Here is a 13,629-nt window from a genome sequence, read left to right on the forward strand (position 1 = left end):
CTGACGCCCGCTCCACACCTGACGCCGTGGCGCGCGGGACCGAGCCACACCGGCTCGCCTGCTCCACTCGCCCGCTCCACGACGCGTAGCCCAGTCCTGGAGGACACCTTGGCCCAGCGCCAGCGTTCACGCGGCAGCCGCCGCACCCCTGCCCACGCCCGCCACAAGGACAACGAGGGCATCGTCCCCGTCCTGGCGCGTGCCGTGCGCGAGCTCGAGTCCGCCGTGCAGCGCGGACCCCTCGCCCCCGGGCAGCGTGTGCGCTTCCAGGTCGTCGCGCTGCTGGCGCGCGAGCACCGCCACGACGTGAAGGCCTCCACCGAGCTCACCGACGCCCAGAAGGCCGACGAGCTCAAGCGCCTCGACGGCATCGGCACGATCCTGGCCAAGACCGCGACCCGCGACCCCTCCCTCTTCGGCCTGCTGTCCGAGGAGTCCGTCATCACCGACAGCGCCCGCGACCTGCGCCTGGAGATGCTGCGCAAGGCCGGCGTCGAGGCCGTCGCCGAGGAGCCGAAGCCGACCGACGAGGCCGGCCCCGGCCTCGGCGAGCGCCGGGTCATCCCGCAGTCGGTGGCGCAGCACCAGCTCGCCAACCCGTTCCTCGTGCCCGACTTCGGCATCGGCCGCGAGCGCCGCAGCACCCACGGCCGGCTCACCACCTGGGAGCTCCTGGGCCCGCTCTTCCGCTCCTTCGAGCTCGGCGGGTCGTCGTCGTGCATGGCGCTGCCCGAGCCGACCACGCTCGACGCCCCTGGCAAGCTCGAGCTGATGCCCCACCAGGCCGCGATGATCGCCTCGGCCGCGGAGGGTCACCGCACCTACCTCCTCGCCGACGAGCCCGGCCTTGGCAAGACCGCGCAGGCGCTGCTCGCCGCGCAGGCCGCCCACGCCTACCCGCTCCTGGTCGTGTGCCCCAACGTCGTCAAGACCAACTGGGCCCGCGAGACCGAGCGCTGGACCCCGCGCCGCCGTGCGACCGTCATCCACGGCGACGGCGACCACGTCGACGCCTTCGCCGACGTGGTCATCGTCAACTACGAGATCCTCGACCGGCACGTCGGCTGGCTCGGCGACTTCGGCTTCCGCGGGATGGTCGTCGACGAGGCGCACTTCATCAAGAACAAGACCTCCCAGCGCTCGCGCCACGTGCTCGAGCTCTCCGAGCGGCTGCGCGCCCGCATGGCGCGCCCACTGCTGATGGCGCTCACCGGCACGCCGCTGATCAACGACATCGAGGACTTCCGCGCGATCTGGCAGTTCCTCGGCTGGATCGACGACCACAAGCCGATGGCCCGTCTGATGGAGGCCCTCGAGGAGACCGACCTGACGCCGGCCGACCCGCCGTTCTACCCGGCCGCGCGCAAGGCCGTGATCGACATGGGCATCGTCCGGCGCCGCAAGGTCGACGTCGCCGAGGACATCCCGGCCCGCCGCATCGCCGACATCCCCGTCGAGCTCGACGACGAGGACACCCGCTCGATCCGCGCAGCCGAGGAGGACCTCGCCCGGCGGCTCGTCCAGCGCTACAAGGCCGCCCTCGAGACCCGCCGCACCGGCTCCGTGGTCGACGGCATCGACCACGAGCTCGTCCGTCGCGTCGCGACGTGGGAGCGCGAGGAGATGGACCACGGCACCGGTGGGGAGAACGTCTTCTCGATGTTCCGCCGCATCGGCCGCGCCAAGGCCGGCCTGTCCGCCGACTACGCCGCGCAGCTCGCGCGCAACGTCGGCAAGGTCGTCTTCTTCGCCCGCCACGTCGACGTCATGGACATCGCCGAGGAGACCTTCACCCGCCGCGGTCTGAAGCACACCTCCATCCGCGGCGACCAGACCCCCAAGGCCCGCGAGAAGGCCATCGAGTCCTTCGTCAACGACCCCGACGTCCAGGTCATCGTCTGCTCGCTGGCCGCCGCCGGCGTCGGGGTGAACCTCCAGGTCGCGTCCAACGTCGTGCTCTCCGAGCTCTCGTGGACCGACGCCGAGCAGACCCAGGCGATCGACCGCGTGCACCGCATCGGCCAGAGCGACCCGGTCACCGCGTGGCGGATCATCGCCGCGCAGACGATCGACACGCGGATCGCGGAGCTCATCGACTCCAAGGCCGGCCTCGCCGCCCGCGCGCTCGACGGCTCCGACGAGGAGGTGGGCTCGTCGGCCAACATCCAGACCGAGGCCCTCGTCGCACTCCTCACCGACGCCCTGGAGCGCGAGCTCGCCTGACCACCCGTCCGAGCCTTGTCCTCCGGGGTCGGGTTGGACATGCTCGAGGCATGACTGAGGATCGCGAGACCTACGGCGACATGTCCGTCGACGACGAGGACCAGCTCCAGCCGGAGGACACCCTCGACGACGGGGACCTCACCGACGTGCTGGACCGCGGCTACTCGCCGCCGGAGCGGGCGCCCAAGGGCTACGACGACTACCCGACCGAGGCCGAGCGCCTGCAGGGGGAGTCTCTCGACGAGAAGCTCGCCGAGGAGGAGCCCGACATCGACCCCTACGCGGAGGACGACGAGGACGACGACCGCGAGGACGAGAACGCCCTCGACGAGCAGCTCGGCCTCGACGAGGCCGACGAGCGCACCGGCCGGCTCGTCCAGCCCGACGAGGGCCTGGGGGAGGACCTGGACAAGCAGGAGGTCGCCCACGACGTCGGCATCGACGGTGCCGGCGCGTCCGCCGAGGAGGCCGCGATGCACATCACGCGCGAGCCCGAGCCGCCCGAGGGCGACGAGATCTGAGGGCTGCTGCTGGTCTGGTGGGGCGCCGTCCGGCCCGGCGCCGCGCGGTGACCTGAGGATTCGGCAGTCGCATGCTGACCGTTCCTGGTGCCGATCCCCATCGACCGACGGCGCCTCGACCTCGTACGCTGCCGACAACCCCGTTGAGGCGGGCAACGCAAGGAGACGCAGGTGCTGAACCAGGATCACGACGAAGCAGTCCGCAGCGACGCGGACGATCGACGGCTCGACGACCCCACCGGACGGATCACGGTGCCGGAGCCCCGGTCGCCCTCCGCCGCGCGACTCCTGGAGATGACGGCGCGCGACACCGACCAGTGGCGCACGGATGCGCGGGCCGAGGCGGCGGAGATCGTCGCTGCAGCGCAGCGGGAGGCGAGCGCGATGGTGCGCTCGGCGCAGCGGGCGGCGGAGAGCATGGTCGAGGCCGCGAGGACCGAGGCCGCCCAGGCCGTCGACGACGCGCATGCGACCGCCGCCGGCGTCCGCACCGAGATGTCGCGCCAGCGCGCGCTGGAGGAGGCGGAGGTCTCCCGGCTGCAGCAGCTGGCCGAGGACCACGCACACCACCTCCGTCAGCACGTGAGCGAGATCCTGGAGCGGCTCGACAGCGCCCCGGGCCGTTCGACTCACTGACATCCCGGGCACGACGGCCGTCAGCCGGCTGGTCGCGGCCGGTCAGCCCTCCAGCACGGCGAGGTCGCGCACGCAGAAGCCGTGGTGCTCCCACTCCTCGTTGAGCACGACGTGGACGCACTCGAGCACGGTCCTGCCGCGGGCGTAGGGCGGCCAGCCGGGCCCGTCGGGGACCGGTGCGGGCGATGCCAGCTCGGCAGGAGTGACGCCCGAGAGCCAGTCGGCGAGCTCCGCGGCCTGCGCGGAGCGGACCGCCAGCACCTCGTCGAGCGACGGCGCCGCGGAGGGGTCGAGGCCCTGCGACTCCTGGTCGGGCACGAAGCCGGACGCCAGTCCCAGGCCGGTGAAGAGCGCGGTCGAGCCGAGGCAGCACCGCCGGAACCACGAGTCGTGGACGAACACCAGGTGCCGCATGGTCTCGACGGCGGACCACTCACCGCCGACACGCTCGTGCTCGGAGCCGGTCGGCATGGAGCGGAGCCGGGACACCGTCGCGTCCCAGCAGGCGCGCAGCCGGGACGCGGCCGAGACCAGGTCGGCAGGGGAGGCGGACCGGATCAGCACCCGCACGGGATGGCGTCGGTCGAGCTCCGCCTCGACGTAGGACGTCACCTCGACGCCGTTGACCACGAGGTTGGTCACGAGCCCGTCGATGACGGCGTCCTGCATGACCACCCCCACGAAGCGGGCGCGACTCAGGTCGCACTCGCGGAACTCGGCGTCCGACAGGTCCTCGTCCTCGAAGCGCGGCATGCCGGCCAGTCTGCACGTGCCGTCGGACAGCGGGCCTGGCGCAGAGGTCTGTACCGCCTGTGCGCGGGCCTCCACGAGGAGCATCATGCGGGGAGGTCCACGCAGCCCCTGGAGGTGTCGGATGGTGACGTTCGCCGGAGTCGACCACGTCTCGCTGACGGTCACCGACCTGGCCCGGAGCCAGGAGTTCTACACGGCCGTCCTCGACTTCGTGCCCGTCCTCGACGTCGGCTACGGCCGCATCCTCATGCACCCGGCCACCGGCTTCACGCTCTCGCTGATGAAGCACGAAGGAGCGCGCGGCGGGGGCTTCACCGAGCTCACCACCGGTCTCGACCACCTCGGGCTCACCGCCGGGTCCCGGGCCGAGCTGGAGGTGTGGGAGCGACGCTTCGACGACCTCGGCGTGGCCTACACGCCGATCCGGGACATGGAGCTCGGCTTCCACCTCAACTTCCGCGATCCCGACGACATCGCGCTCGAGCTCACGGCACCCAACGAGCACCTCGTCGCAGCCAGGGCCGCCCTCGCGGCCGGGCAGACCAGCCAGGCAGACATCGACGCCTTCGTCGACGAGCACGACCTCGACCTGCCTCGGGTAGACAGGGCCTGAGCGCATCGGAGGCCCCGAATGCCTGCTCAGCCGGGCGGCGTCAGCTCATCCTGCGCAGCACCGAGGTCGGCACGTGCTTCACCACGAAGCCGAGCGGACCCCAGGGCCAGGCGGGCACGCGGGCGCGCGGCTTCTCCTTCTCGATCGCCTCGACCATGGCCCGGACGCCCTTCTCGGTCGACGCCATGAGCGGCGTCCTGGCGGACGTCCCGGACATCTCGCTGACGATGTAGCCGGGGTAGAGCACGGTCACCTTGATCGGGGTGCCGTGGACGTCGGCGCGGAAGCCCTCGGCGAGGTGTGCGACCGCGGCCTTGGTGGCGGCGTACGTCGTGATGTTCTTCGGCATCCCCCGCAGCGCGGAGAAGGACGAGACCATGACGAGCTGGCCGGCGTCCTGCGCGCGGAAGATCGCAGCGGCCGCCTCGGTCTGGGCGAGCGCGCCGATGAAGTTGGTCTGCGCGGTCTCGCGATTCGCGTCGAAGCGACCGGTGCCGAGCGGCTGGCCCTTGCCGAGGCCGGCGTTGACGACGACCTTCTCGAGCGAGCCGAACTCCTCGCGGAACTCCTCGAAGACAGCGAAGACGGCGTCGTGGTCGTTCACGTCCAGCGCCTTCACCGAGACGCGCACGGACGGATGCGCCTCGGTGATCGACGAGGCCAGGGACGCGAGCCGGTCCGTACGCCGCGCACAGAGCGCGAGGTCGTAGCCCAGCGCGGCGAACTGGCGGGCCATCTCGGCGCCGAGGCCGCTGCTGGCGCCGGTGATGAGGATCGTGGGCACGGATGCTCCTAGCGATACGTGATGAGGTCGGGGGAGAGGTGGTCGTGGGCGTTGAAGGCGACGAGGGTGGTGCCGCGCCGGCCCCGGACGAGGGTGGTCACGCCGGAGTTCACCGACACCGGGTTGAGCCGCAGCCACAGCTCCGCGCGGGCGGCCGCGTCGTCGGCCAGCAGCGTCGCTGCTGTCCAGGCGATCGCCCCGCCACTGGTCAGCACGACGGCCGTCCCGGACCGGGGTACGGCGTCGACCACTCGCGCGAGGGCCGCGTCGACCCGTTCGCCGAAGGCGGCGAAGGACTCGTCGTAGGACGCCTCGTCGGCGCCCGAGGTCCAGCGCCGGGTCGCCTCCTCGAACCAGCGCTGGAAGGCAGCCTTCTCGTCCTCACCCTCGACGGTGCTCGGCTCGGAGTGCACGCCGAGGACCTGCAGGTGGTCGAACTCGTTCCAGCCCGCGTCGACGGCCACGTCGGCCTCCCAGCCGGCGCCCTCGAGCACGCCGCGAGCAGTCTGGTCGTGCCGCTTCATCTGGCCGGCCACGACGAGGTCGCCGCGGGTGCCGCGCGCGGCCAGCGCCGCGCCGAGGATGTGCGACTGCGCGTGCCCGAGGTCGGAGAGGTTGTCGTAGTCGTCCGCGCCGAACGACGCCTGGCCGTGCCGGACCAGCAGGATCCGGCTCACGCGGGTAGCCCGTCGGTGATGAGTCCGTCGAGCCGCCGCCCGATGATCTGCACCGCGGGACCGAAGAGGGCGTACATCTCGTTCGTCGTCTGGCCGTGGAACCACCGGTAGTAGATCTGCTGCGCGATCGCCGCCATCCGGAACAGCCCGAAGACCTCGTAGAAGCGCCACTGCCCGGGCGTGACCGACCGCCCCGTGCGCTCGGCGTACGCCGCCACGAACTCCTCGCGCGTCAGCATCCCGGGCAGGTGGGTCGGGACCCGCCGCATCATCTGGAACTCCTCGGTGTCGTCGGCCTGCACCCAGTAGGCCATCGAGCCGGCGAGGTCCATCAGCGGGTCGCCGAGCGTCGCCATCTCCCAGTCCAGGACGCCGACCACGCGCGTCACGTCGTCGCCGGAGAGCACGAGGTTGTCGAGCTTGAAGTCGTTGTGGATCACGCAGGTCGCGACGTCGTCGGGCTGGTGCTCGTCGAGCCACGCCATGACCTCGTCGAGGGCGGGTACGTCGTCGGTGCGGGCGTTGCGGTAGCGCGTCGACCACCCCTCCACCTGGCGGCGGACGTAGCCGGCCCCCTTGGCGAGGTCGCCGAGCCCGGTCGTGGCGGGGTCGATGCCGTGGAGCTCGGCCAGCACGTCGACCGCGTGGAGGCACAGCTCCCGCGCCTGCTCGGGCGACAGCGGCACGTCGGCCGGCCACTCGCTGCGCGGGATCACCCCGGCGATCCGGTCCATCGCGTAGAAGTCGCCGCCCACCACCTCGGGGTCGTCGCAGAAGGCGACCATCGGGGCGACGTAGTCGAAGACGGGCGCGAGCGCCGACTGGATGACGTACTCCCGGTGCATGTCGTGCGCACCCTTCGCCTTGGTGCCCGCGGGGGCGCGCCGGACGATCAGGTCGCGGCCCGAGGGGTAGCGCAGGAGGTAGGTCAGGTTGGAGGCACCGCCGGTGAACTGCCGGACCTCGGGGTGGCCGTCGAGGCCGTCCGGGTTCGCGGCGTTCGCACGGATCCACGCGGCGACGGCGGTGACGTCGAAGGCGTCCTCCTCACGCACCGCCCGGGCGCCGGGCACGGCGGTCACGAGCCGCTCCCGGCCGCCTGCAGCTTCGCCGCCTGATCGCGCATCACGGCGTCGTAGGCCGGCCGGTCGGCCCACTTGAGGAAGTACGCCTGGCGCGCGGGCTCGTCCGGCACGATCACGTCGTCGCCGGCCTCCATCCCGGCCAGCACCGCGGCGGCGATGTCGTCGGCGGTGATCGAGGAGCGCGCGACCAGCCCGCCGACCACCTGGCCGACGAGCTCGTCGCTGCCCTGCATCGAGTCCATCAGGTGGGTGCGGAAGTAGGAGGGGCACACCACGCTCGCCCGGATGCCGTACGACGCCAGCTCGTGGCCGCAGGTCTCGGTGAACGCGACGACCGCGGCCTTCACGGCGTTGTAGGAGCCCATGCCGCCCGGGTGGACGAGGCCGGCGAGCGAGGCCACGTTGACCAGGTGGCCGGAGCCCTGCGCCTTGAGCATCGGCACGAACGCGCGGGTGCCGCGGACGACGCCGAACAGGTTGATGTCGGTGATCCACTGCCACTCGTCGAGGGTGCAGACGTCGACCCGGCCGCCACCGGCGACGCCGGCGTTGTTGACCAGCACGTCGAGGCCTCCCCACCGCTCGGTCACCGCGGCCACCGCGGCCGCCCAGTCGTCGTCGGAGGTGATGTCGAGGACGAGGTCGATGCCGTCGGCGGCGACCCGGTCCGTCGCGAGGACCTCGTCACCGCGAGCCCGGAGGGCGGCGACGAGCGCGGCGCCGAGGCCGGAGGCCGCCCCCGTGACCAGGACCCGGCTCATGTCGTGTGCTTCCCGAGCTCGATCTTGGCGATTACGTTGCGGTGGACCTCGTCCGGCCCGTCGGCCAGCCGCAGCGACCTGGCGCCCACCCACGCGTTGGCCAGCGGGAAGTCGTCGCTCATCCCGCCGCCACCGTGCAGCTGGATCGCCATGTCGATGACGTCGAGCGCCATGCGGGGCACCTCGACCTTGATCTCGCTCACCGCCGACACGGCCTCGGCGCTGAGGCCCTGGTCGAGCAGCCACGCGGCGTGCATCACCAGCAGGCGCGAGCGGTTGATCGCGATCCGGGCGTCGGCGATCCGCTCGCGGTTGCCGCCGAGGTTGGCGATCGGCTTGCCGAACGCGGTGCGGCTGGTGGCGCGGGCGCACGCGAGCTCGAGGGCCCGCTCGGCGAGGCCGATGGCGCGCATGCAGTGGTGGACGCGGCCGGGGCCGAGCCGGCCCTGCGCGATCTCGAACGCCCGGCCCGGGCCGAGGAGGATGTTGCCGACCGGGACGCGCACGTCGGTGAAGGACACCTCACCGTGCCCGAGCGGCTCGTCGTAGTAGCCCATCGTGGTGAGCATCCGTTCGACCTTCACCCCGGCGGTCTCGCGCGGCACGAGCACCATCGTGTGTCGCGAGTGCCGGTCGGCGTCGGGGTCGGACAGGCCCATGAAGACGAAGATCTTGCAGTCCGGGTTGCCCACGCCGGTCGACCACCACTTGCGCCCGTTGATGACGACCTCGTCTCCGTCGACCGTCGCGGTCGCCGCCATGTTGGTCGCGTCGGAGGAGGCCACGGCCGGCTCCGTCATGCAGAAGGCGCTGCGGATCTCGGCCCGCAGCAGCGGCTCGAGCCACGTCGCCCTCTGCTCCTCGGTGCCGTAGCGCAGCAGCACCTCCATGTTGCCCGTGTCGGGGGCGTTGGAGTTGAAGACCAGGGGAGCGAGGAACGAGCGGCCCATCGCCTCCGCCACCGGCGCGTAGTCGACGTTGGAGAGGCCCTCGCCGCCGTCGGTGCCGAAGTCGGCGGCATACCGACCGGCGTGCGCGGCGGGCAGGAACAGGTTCCACAGGCCCTGCTCGCGCGCCTTGGCCTGGAGCTCGGCGATCACCGGGTCCGGCGTCCAGTGGTCGCCACCCGACTCGCGCAGCCGGGTGATCCGGCGGTGCGCCTCGGCCTCGATCGGCTCGACCTCGTCGGCGACGAACGCGCGCACGCGGTCACGGAGGTCGGCGGCGCGGGGGAGAGGGAGAAGTCCATGCCATTGACCTTCGCACACTGTTGAGCAATGCTCAATAGTGTGACGGACGGCGCGGCAGGGCCAGGGACGGCGCCCGTACGCCGTCGGCTCAGCGCCCAGGAGCGCCGTCGCCAGCTGGTCGGCATCGGCCTGTCGAAGATCGTCGAGAAGCCGATCCAGGACCTCTCGATGGACGACATCGCGGCCGAGGCGGGGATCTCGCGCGGCCTGCTCTTCCACTACTTCCCGACCAAGACCGACTTCTACCTCGCCTGCATCGCGGCCGCAGGGCGCCGGATGCTGCGCACCACGGCGCCTGACGAGGACCTGCCGGGGCGGCGCAGGTCGAGATGGTGACCCGGCTGATGGTCGAGCAGATCGAGCGCCGTCGCGACTTCTACCTCGCGCTCGTCCACGGGCACGGCGTGGCCGACCCGCGGGTGAGCGAGGTGATGGACTCGGTCCGCGACGGCACCACCGAACGCGTGATGACGGCGCTCGCCGTCGCCGAGGGCAAGCGCGACGTCGTGCGGGCGTGGTGGGCGTACACAGAGGACCGGGCGCTCACGTGGTCGGCAGTGCCGACCGGCGAACGCCCGGTCCCGGTGTCAGGGTTGGTCGCGGAGTGCGTCGCCGCGCTCCACGCCCTGCTGGCCCTCAGGCCGTGACTGCTGGCTGACTACTTGGTGACGCGAGCCGTCACCGAGAAGCGCGCCTTGTCGTCGAGCGGCTTGCCCTGGCAGGCGTAGCCCGTGCCGCGGTTGCACTGGTAGCGGGTCGAGCCGTTGACGAGGGTCACCGACACGACGAGCACCTTCTTGCTGTCGAAGCTCACACGCATGCGGCCGTCACCGTTGTTGTTGAGCTTGACCAGCTTGACCTGGCGCTTGCCGTTCTTCAGGTGGACGACCACGACGGCGGCGGGCGAGGTGCGCTTGACCGGACCGTTGACGGTCACGGCGAGCTTCCACTTCTTGCCCTTGCTGTTCTTCGGGGCGAACCCGTAGGAGGCCGACGCGAGGTGGTAGACCTTCGCGCTGTAGCGCTTCGACTTGCCCTTCTTCAGCACCTTGCCGTTGGCGAACTGCGGGAACTCGTACTCGGCGCCCTCGGGGTAGTTGGCGGCGGGTGTGAGGTTGCCGGCGGCGAACTTGGCGAAGGTCTTGGTGAGCCCGCCCTTCTTCTTCAGCACCTTCTGCAGCGCCTCGATGCTGTTCTTGCCGCCGTCCTTCTTGAGCGAGCCGGCCTGGTCCCAGGCCTGCTTCACGATCTTCTTGCCGTACTTCGTGGAGAGGTACTCCCACCAGACCCAGCTGCCGTACTGGAAGGTGTACTGGCTGCTGAACAGGTCGAGCGGCACGTAGGGCGCGTAGATCGGGCTGGTCTCGAAGTACTGGCGATTGTCGTTGACGTGGGTCGCGACCCGCTCCTCCATCCACGTCGCCGTGGACTCCATCATCCAGCGGTCCTCGTTGTAGTCGTAGCCGAACTGGATGGCGTGGAAGAACTCGTGGCCGGCGGTGACCAGCAGGTTGTCGACCGGCGTGGCGTTGGGGAACTGCGCCTGGGAGAAGTCGTTGTCGAGGACGCAGTAGCCCGAGGCGGTGCGGTTCTTGACCCGGGTCTCGGGTGCGCAGTAGCCGTAGATGCCCTGACCGCCGAGGTCCTTGAGGTAGACGTCGAGCTGCGGACCGCCACCCTTGGCGCCGTCGCTCAGCGGAGCGCGGTAGCCGAGCTGGTCGACCTCGGTGGACCAGATCGAGTCCATGACGGCGAGGTTCTGGTTGACCCAGTCGAGCGACGGCGGGGCGTCGGCCGTGGTGGGCACGTAGTGCAGGCACAGCCGGGTGTTGCAGACGGGGGCGGCCTCGGGGACGGTGTAGCCGAATCCCTGGGAGTCGCCGGCACCGTCGGTCGGGCGGGCGAGGAGGTCCTCGGCCTGGGCCAGGTCGCGGCCGCTCAGCTCGGACTTCTTCGCCCAGAGGTCGCGCAGCGCGAGCGTGACGGAGGGGTCCGAGGCGCGGGCCTTGCCGGACAGCACGCGGCGCGCCGTGGTGAGCGCGTCCGCGCCGGCGATGTCGGCGACCTCCGGCAGGGCGGCCTGCGGCGCGGCACCGGACGTCGACGGCGACGGGTCGGCGGTGCGTGGGTCGATCGTCCGCTGGCCCTCGGCGGCGACGGCGGGCGCGGACAGCGCCGCGCCTCCCATCAGTGCGATGGCCACGGCGGTGGTGAGGATTCTGCGCATGGTGTCCTCTGGTTCCCCTCTTGGTTGTCAGCTCGGAGTGACACTAACCCAGCGCCACGGTGACGAAACCTGTTACAGGTCGGCGATGTGCTCGATGATCGCGGTGGTGGAGATGGCCGGCGTGCGCTCGAGGTAGACGACCTCGCACACGTCGCCGAACTCGTCGAACTTCCCGGCCCAGTCGTCGCCCATGACGAGGACGTCTGCGGCGTGCTCGACGATGTAGTCGCGCTTCTGCTCCAGGCTCTCCTCGACGAAGACCTCGTCGACCACCTTGAGGGCGCCGACGATCGCGAGTCGCTCGCGCTCGCTGAAGATCGGGGCCCGGCCCTTCTTGCGCTCGTTGAGGGCGTCCGCGGACACCCCGACCACGAGCCTGTCGCCCAGCGCCGCTGCGCGCTCGAGCACGCGCAGGTGACCGACGTGGAACACGTCGAACGTCCCGAAGGTGATGACGGTGCGAGGCATGCGCGGCATTCTGGCACGCACGCCGCGGGGTGGTGCGGCCGAGGCGGTGCCGTCGGAGAGAATGGCTGCCATGGCGACCACTGACAGCACGACCCGGCCGAAGGTCTCGCTGATCACGCCCGACCCCGGCGCCGACGAGGCACGTCGGCGCGGGCTGCGGCAGATGCGCACGGTCGCCGTCGGGCTGCTCCTGCTCGCCGCCTGCGTGTACGTCGCCACGCTGGGTCGCGACGGCGCGTGGGGCTTCGTCAACGCGGGCGCCGAGGCGTCGATGGTCGGTGCGATCGCCGACTGGTTCGCCGTCACCGCGCTCTTCAAGCACCCGCTCGGCCTGCCGATCCCGCACACCGCGCTGGTGCCCAAGCGCAAGGACGAGCTGGGCAAGGGTCTCGAGGAGTTCGTGGGGGAGAACTTCCTCCAGGAGGAGATCATCCGCGACCGTGTCGCCGCCGCGACGATCTCGGCACGCGTGGGCGACTGGCTGGCCGACCCGGTCAACGCCCGGCGGGTCGTCGACGAGGCCTCCGACGTGGCCGCGATCGCGCTGGACAAGGTGCGCGACGACCACGTCGCCGACCTGGTGACGCAGGCCCTCGTCCCGCGCTTCCGCGAGGAGCCCATCGCGCCGCTGCTCGGCACGACGCTCATGGAGGTGCTGCGCGACGACCTGCACCACGGTGTGGTCGACCTCGCCCTCGACGAGATGCACCGCTGGCTGGTGGACAACCCCGAGACGTTCTCCCAGGTGCTCGAGGAGCGTGCCCCCTGGTGGACGCCGACCCGCCTCAACGACGCCGTCACCTCCCGGTTGCACGTGCAGGCCCTCGCGTGGCTCGAGGACATCCGCGACGACCCGCACCACCGCGCCCGCGAGGCGCTCGACTCGATGCTGGGCCAGCTCGCCGCCGACCTGCTCCACGACCGCGAGACCCAGGAGCGCGCCGAGGCCTTCAAGGAGCGCCTGCTCGACCACCCGCAGGTGGTCACGACCGCGATCTCGCTCTGGAAGGCGATGCGCGCAGCCCTCCTCGCCTCCGTCCAGGACCGCGAGGGCGCCGTCCGCCAGCGGCTGCTCCTGGAGCTCAACCAGTTCTCCCAGCGGCTGCGCGACGATGCCGCCCTGCGCGAGCGCCTCGACCGGACGGCCGCCGACCTGACCGTCTTCATGGTCGCGAGGTACGGCGCCGAGCTGACCACCGTGATCACGACGACCATCGAGCGCTGGGACGGCAAGGAGGCCGCCCGGCGCATCGAGCTCCACGTGGGCAAGGACCTGCAGTTCATCCGGATCAACGGCACCATCGTCGGTGGTCTCGTGGGCGTGCTGATCCACGCGTTCTCGGTGCTGGTTCACTGATGCCCATGTCCCCCCGGCCGGAGCCCATCGACGTACCCATCCGTGACGAGTCGATCCGGCTCGGCCAGTTCCTCAAGCTCGCGAACCTCGTGGAGTCGGGAGCCGAGGCCAAGCCGGTGATCGCCGACGGCGCCGTGCTCGTCAACGACGAGGTCGAGACGCGACGGGGCCGCCAGCTCGTCCCCGGTGACGTGGTCACGCTGGGCGGGCTGGCGGCCCGTGTCGCCTCAGGAGAGGTCGAGATCGACGTCCCCTGGTGAGGAGGCGACGGATG

At 71.3% G+C, this 13,629-nt stretch carries 16 protein-coding genes; 8 read left to right on the forward strand and 8 right to left on the reverse strand.

Going from position 1 to position 13,629, the window contains the following annotated elements:
- The first annotated feature begins 108 nt into the window (after positions 1-108).
- From BLV76_RS14320 to BLV76_RS14330, 3 genes are all read left to right on the forward strand, one after another.
- Positions 109-2,223, forward strand: a complete 2,115-nt coding sequence (locus BLV76_RS14320) for a DEAD/DEAH box helicase (protein ID WP_090969733.1) — start codon at positions 109-111, stop codon at positions 2,221-2,223.
- A 50-nt stretch (positions 2,224-2,273) separates the two neighbouring features.
- A complete protein-coding gene (locus BLV76_RS14325; RefSeq protein WP_090969734.1) occupies positions 2,274-2,744 on the forward strand; it encodes a DUF5709 domain-containing protein in 471 nt (156 codons plus the stop codon).
- Between the two features lie 171 nt (positions 2,745-2,915).
- Positions 2,916-3,380, forward strand: coding sequence for a hypothetical protein (locus tag BLV76_RS14330; protein WP_090969735.1), 465 nt, complete (start codon positions 2,916-2,918; stop codon positions 3,378-3,380).
- A 42-nt stretch (positions 3,381-3,422) separates the two neighbouring features.
- On the opposite strand, the gene BLV76_RS14335 is transcribed toward BLV76_RS14330, so the two are convergent.
- On the reverse strand, positions 3,423-4,133 hold the full coding sequence (locus tag BLV76_RS14335; protein WP_090972749.1) for a DinB family protein: 711 nt from the start codon (positions 4,131-4,133) through the stop codon (positions 3,423-3,425).
- A gap of 124 nt (positions 4,134-4,257) precedes the next feature.
- Between BLV76_RS14335 and BLV76_RS14340 the strand changes: the two genes are divergently transcribed.
- Positions 4,258-4,746: a VOC family protein gene (locus BLV76_RS14340; protein WP_175539686.1), complete on the forward strand. Its 489-nt coding sequence runs from the start codon at positions 4,258-4,260 to the stop codon at positions 4,744-4,746.
- Positions 4,747-4,786: 40 nt separating this feature from the next.
- Here the strand turns inward: BLV76_RS14340 and BLV76_RS14345 are convergent, their stop codons facing one another.
- Genes BLV76_RS14345 through BLV76_RS14365 form a run of 5 tightly spaced genes read right to left on the reverse strand, consistent with a single transcriptional unit; the run spans position 4,787 to position 9,258 of the window.
- Positions 4,787-5,530 carry an SDR family oxidoreductase gene (locus tag BLV76_RS14345; protein ID WP_245734686.1) on the reverse strand — a complete coding sequence of 248 codons (744 nt, stop codon included), beginning with the start codon at positions 5,528-5,530 and terminating at the stop codon, positions 4,787-4,789.
- Positions 5,531-5,538: 8 nt separating this feature from the next.
- A complete protein-coding gene (locus BLV76_RS14350; RefSeq protein ID WP_090969736.1) occupies positions 5,539-6,207 on the reverse strand; it encodes a histidine phosphatase family protein in 669 nt (222 codons plus the stop codon).
- Complete coding sequence (locus tag BLV76_RS14355; RefSeq protein WP_090969737.1) at positions 6,204-7,289, reverse strand: phosphotransferase family protein; 1,086 nt, start codon at positions 7,287-7,289, stop codon at positions 6,204-6,206. The genes BLV76_RS14350 and BLV76_RS14355 overlap by 4 nt, the downstream gene beginning before the upstream one ends.
- Positions 7,286-8,053, reverse strand: coding sequence for an SDR family NAD(P)-dependent oxidoreductase (locus BLV76_RS14360; protein WP_090969738.1), 768 nt, complete (start codon positions 8,051-8,053; stop codon positions 7,286-7,288). The genes BLV76_RS14355 and BLV76_RS14360 overlap by 4 nt, the downstream gene beginning before the upstream one ends.
- Positions 8,050-9,258 (reverse strand): acyl-CoA dehydrogenase family protein, encoded by a 1,209-nt coding sequence (locus BLV76_RS14365; protein WP_245734687.1) that lies wholly within the window; start codon positions 9,256-9,258, stop codon positions 8,050-8,052. The genes BLV76_RS14360 and BLV76_RS14365 overlap by 4 nt, the downstream gene beginning before the upstream one ends.
- A gap of 72 nt (positions 9,259-9,330) precedes the next feature.
- Here BLV76_RS14365 and BLV76_RS14370 point away from each other — a divergent pair, with 72 nt between their 5' ends.
- Together BLV76_RS14370 and BLV76_RS14375 are read left to right on the forward strand one after the other, a co-directional pair.
- Entirely contained in the window at positions 9,331-9,639 is a 309-nt protein-coding gene (locus tag BLV76_RS14370) for a TetR/AcrR family transcriptional regulator (protein WP_090969740.1), read from the forward strand.
- Complete coding sequence (locus BLV76_RS14375) at positions 9,636-9,950, forward strand: hypothetical protein (RefSeq protein ID WP_139306579.1); 315 nt, start codon at positions 9,636-9,638, stop codon at positions 9,948-9,950. The genes BLV76_RS14370 and BLV76_RS14375 overlap by 4 nt, the downstream gene beginning before the upstream one ends.
- Before the next feature lie 11 nt (positions 9,951-9,961).
- Here BLV76_RS14375 and BLV76_RS14380 read toward each other — a convergent pair whose 3' ends face one another.
- Positions 9,962-11,530 (reverse strand): MXAN_6640 family putative metalloprotease, encoded by a 1,569-nt coding sequence (locus tag BLV76_RS14380; RefSeq protein ID WP_090969742.1) that lies wholly within the window; start codon positions 11,528-11,530, stop codon positions 9,962-9,964.
- Positions 11,531-11,602: 72 nt separating this feature from the next.
- Entirely contained in the window at positions 11,603-11,998 is a 396-nt protein-coding gene (locus BLV76_RS14385; protein WP_090972754.1) for an FAD synthase family protein, read from the reverse strand.
- A gap of 70 nt (positions 11,999-12,068) precedes the next feature.
- On the opposite strand from BLV76_RS14385, the gene BLV76_RS14390 reads away from it, so the two are divergent.
- Together BLV76_RS14390 and BLV76_RS14395 are read left to right on the forward strand one after the other, a co-directional pair.
- Entirely contained in the window at positions 12,069-13,355 is a 1,287-nt protein-coding gene (locus tag BLV76_RS14390) for a DUF445 domain-containing protein (RefSeq protein ID WP_090969743.1), read from the forward strand.
- Between the two features lie 5 nt (positions 13,356-13,360).
- Positions 13,361-13,615 carry an RNA-binding S4 domain-containing protein gene (locus BLV76_RS14395; protein ID WP_090972755.1) on the forward strand — a complete coding sequence of 85 codons (255 nt, stop codon included), beginning with the start codon at positions 13,361-13,363 and terminating at the stop codon, positions 13,613-13,615.
- The last annotated feature ends 14 nt before the right edge of the window (positions 13,616-13,629 follow it).

It is taken from the genome of Nocardioides exalbidus, assembly GCF_900105585.1.
Lineage (GTDB): Bacteria > Actinomycetota > Actinomycetes > Propionibacteriales > Nocardioidaceae > Nocardioides > Nocardioides exalbidus.

Excerpts from the sequence above, each read along its gene's own strand:
- BLV76_RS14325 (WP_090969734.1), top strand. The coding sequence starts at position 2,274 with ATGACTGAGGATCGCGAGACCTACGGCGACATGTCCGTCGACGACGAG.
- BLV76_RS14335 (WP_090972749.1), bottom strand. The coding sequence starts at position 4,133 with ATGCCGCGCTTCGAGGACGAGGACCTGTCGGACGCCGAGTTCCGCGAG.
- BLV76_RS14360 (WP_090969738.1), bottom strand. The coding sequence starts at position 8,053 with ATGAGCCGGGTCCTGGTCACGGGGGCGGCCTCCGGCCTCGGCGCCGCG.
- BLV76_RS14370 (WP_090969740.1), top strand. The coding sequence starts at position 9,331 with ATGCTCAATAGTGTGACGGACGGCGCGGCAGGGCCAGGGACGGCGCCC.
- BLV76_RS14380 (WP_090969742.1), bottom strand. The coding sequence starts at position 11,530 with ATGCGCAGAATCCTCACCACCGCCGTGGCCATCGCACTGATGGGAGGC.
- BLV76_RS14385 (WP_090972754.1), bottom strand. The coding sequence starts at position 11,998 with ATGCCTCGCACCGTCATCACCTTCGGGACGTTCGACGTGTTCCACGTC.
- BLV76_RS14390 (WP_090969743.1), top strand. The coding sequence starts at position 12,069 with ATGGCGACCACTGACAGCACGACCCGGCCGAAGGTCTCGCTGATCACG.
- BLV76_RS14395 (WP_090972755.1), top strand. The coding sequence starts at position 13,361 with ATGTCCCCCCGGCCGGAGCCCATCGACGTACCCATCCGTGACGAGTCG.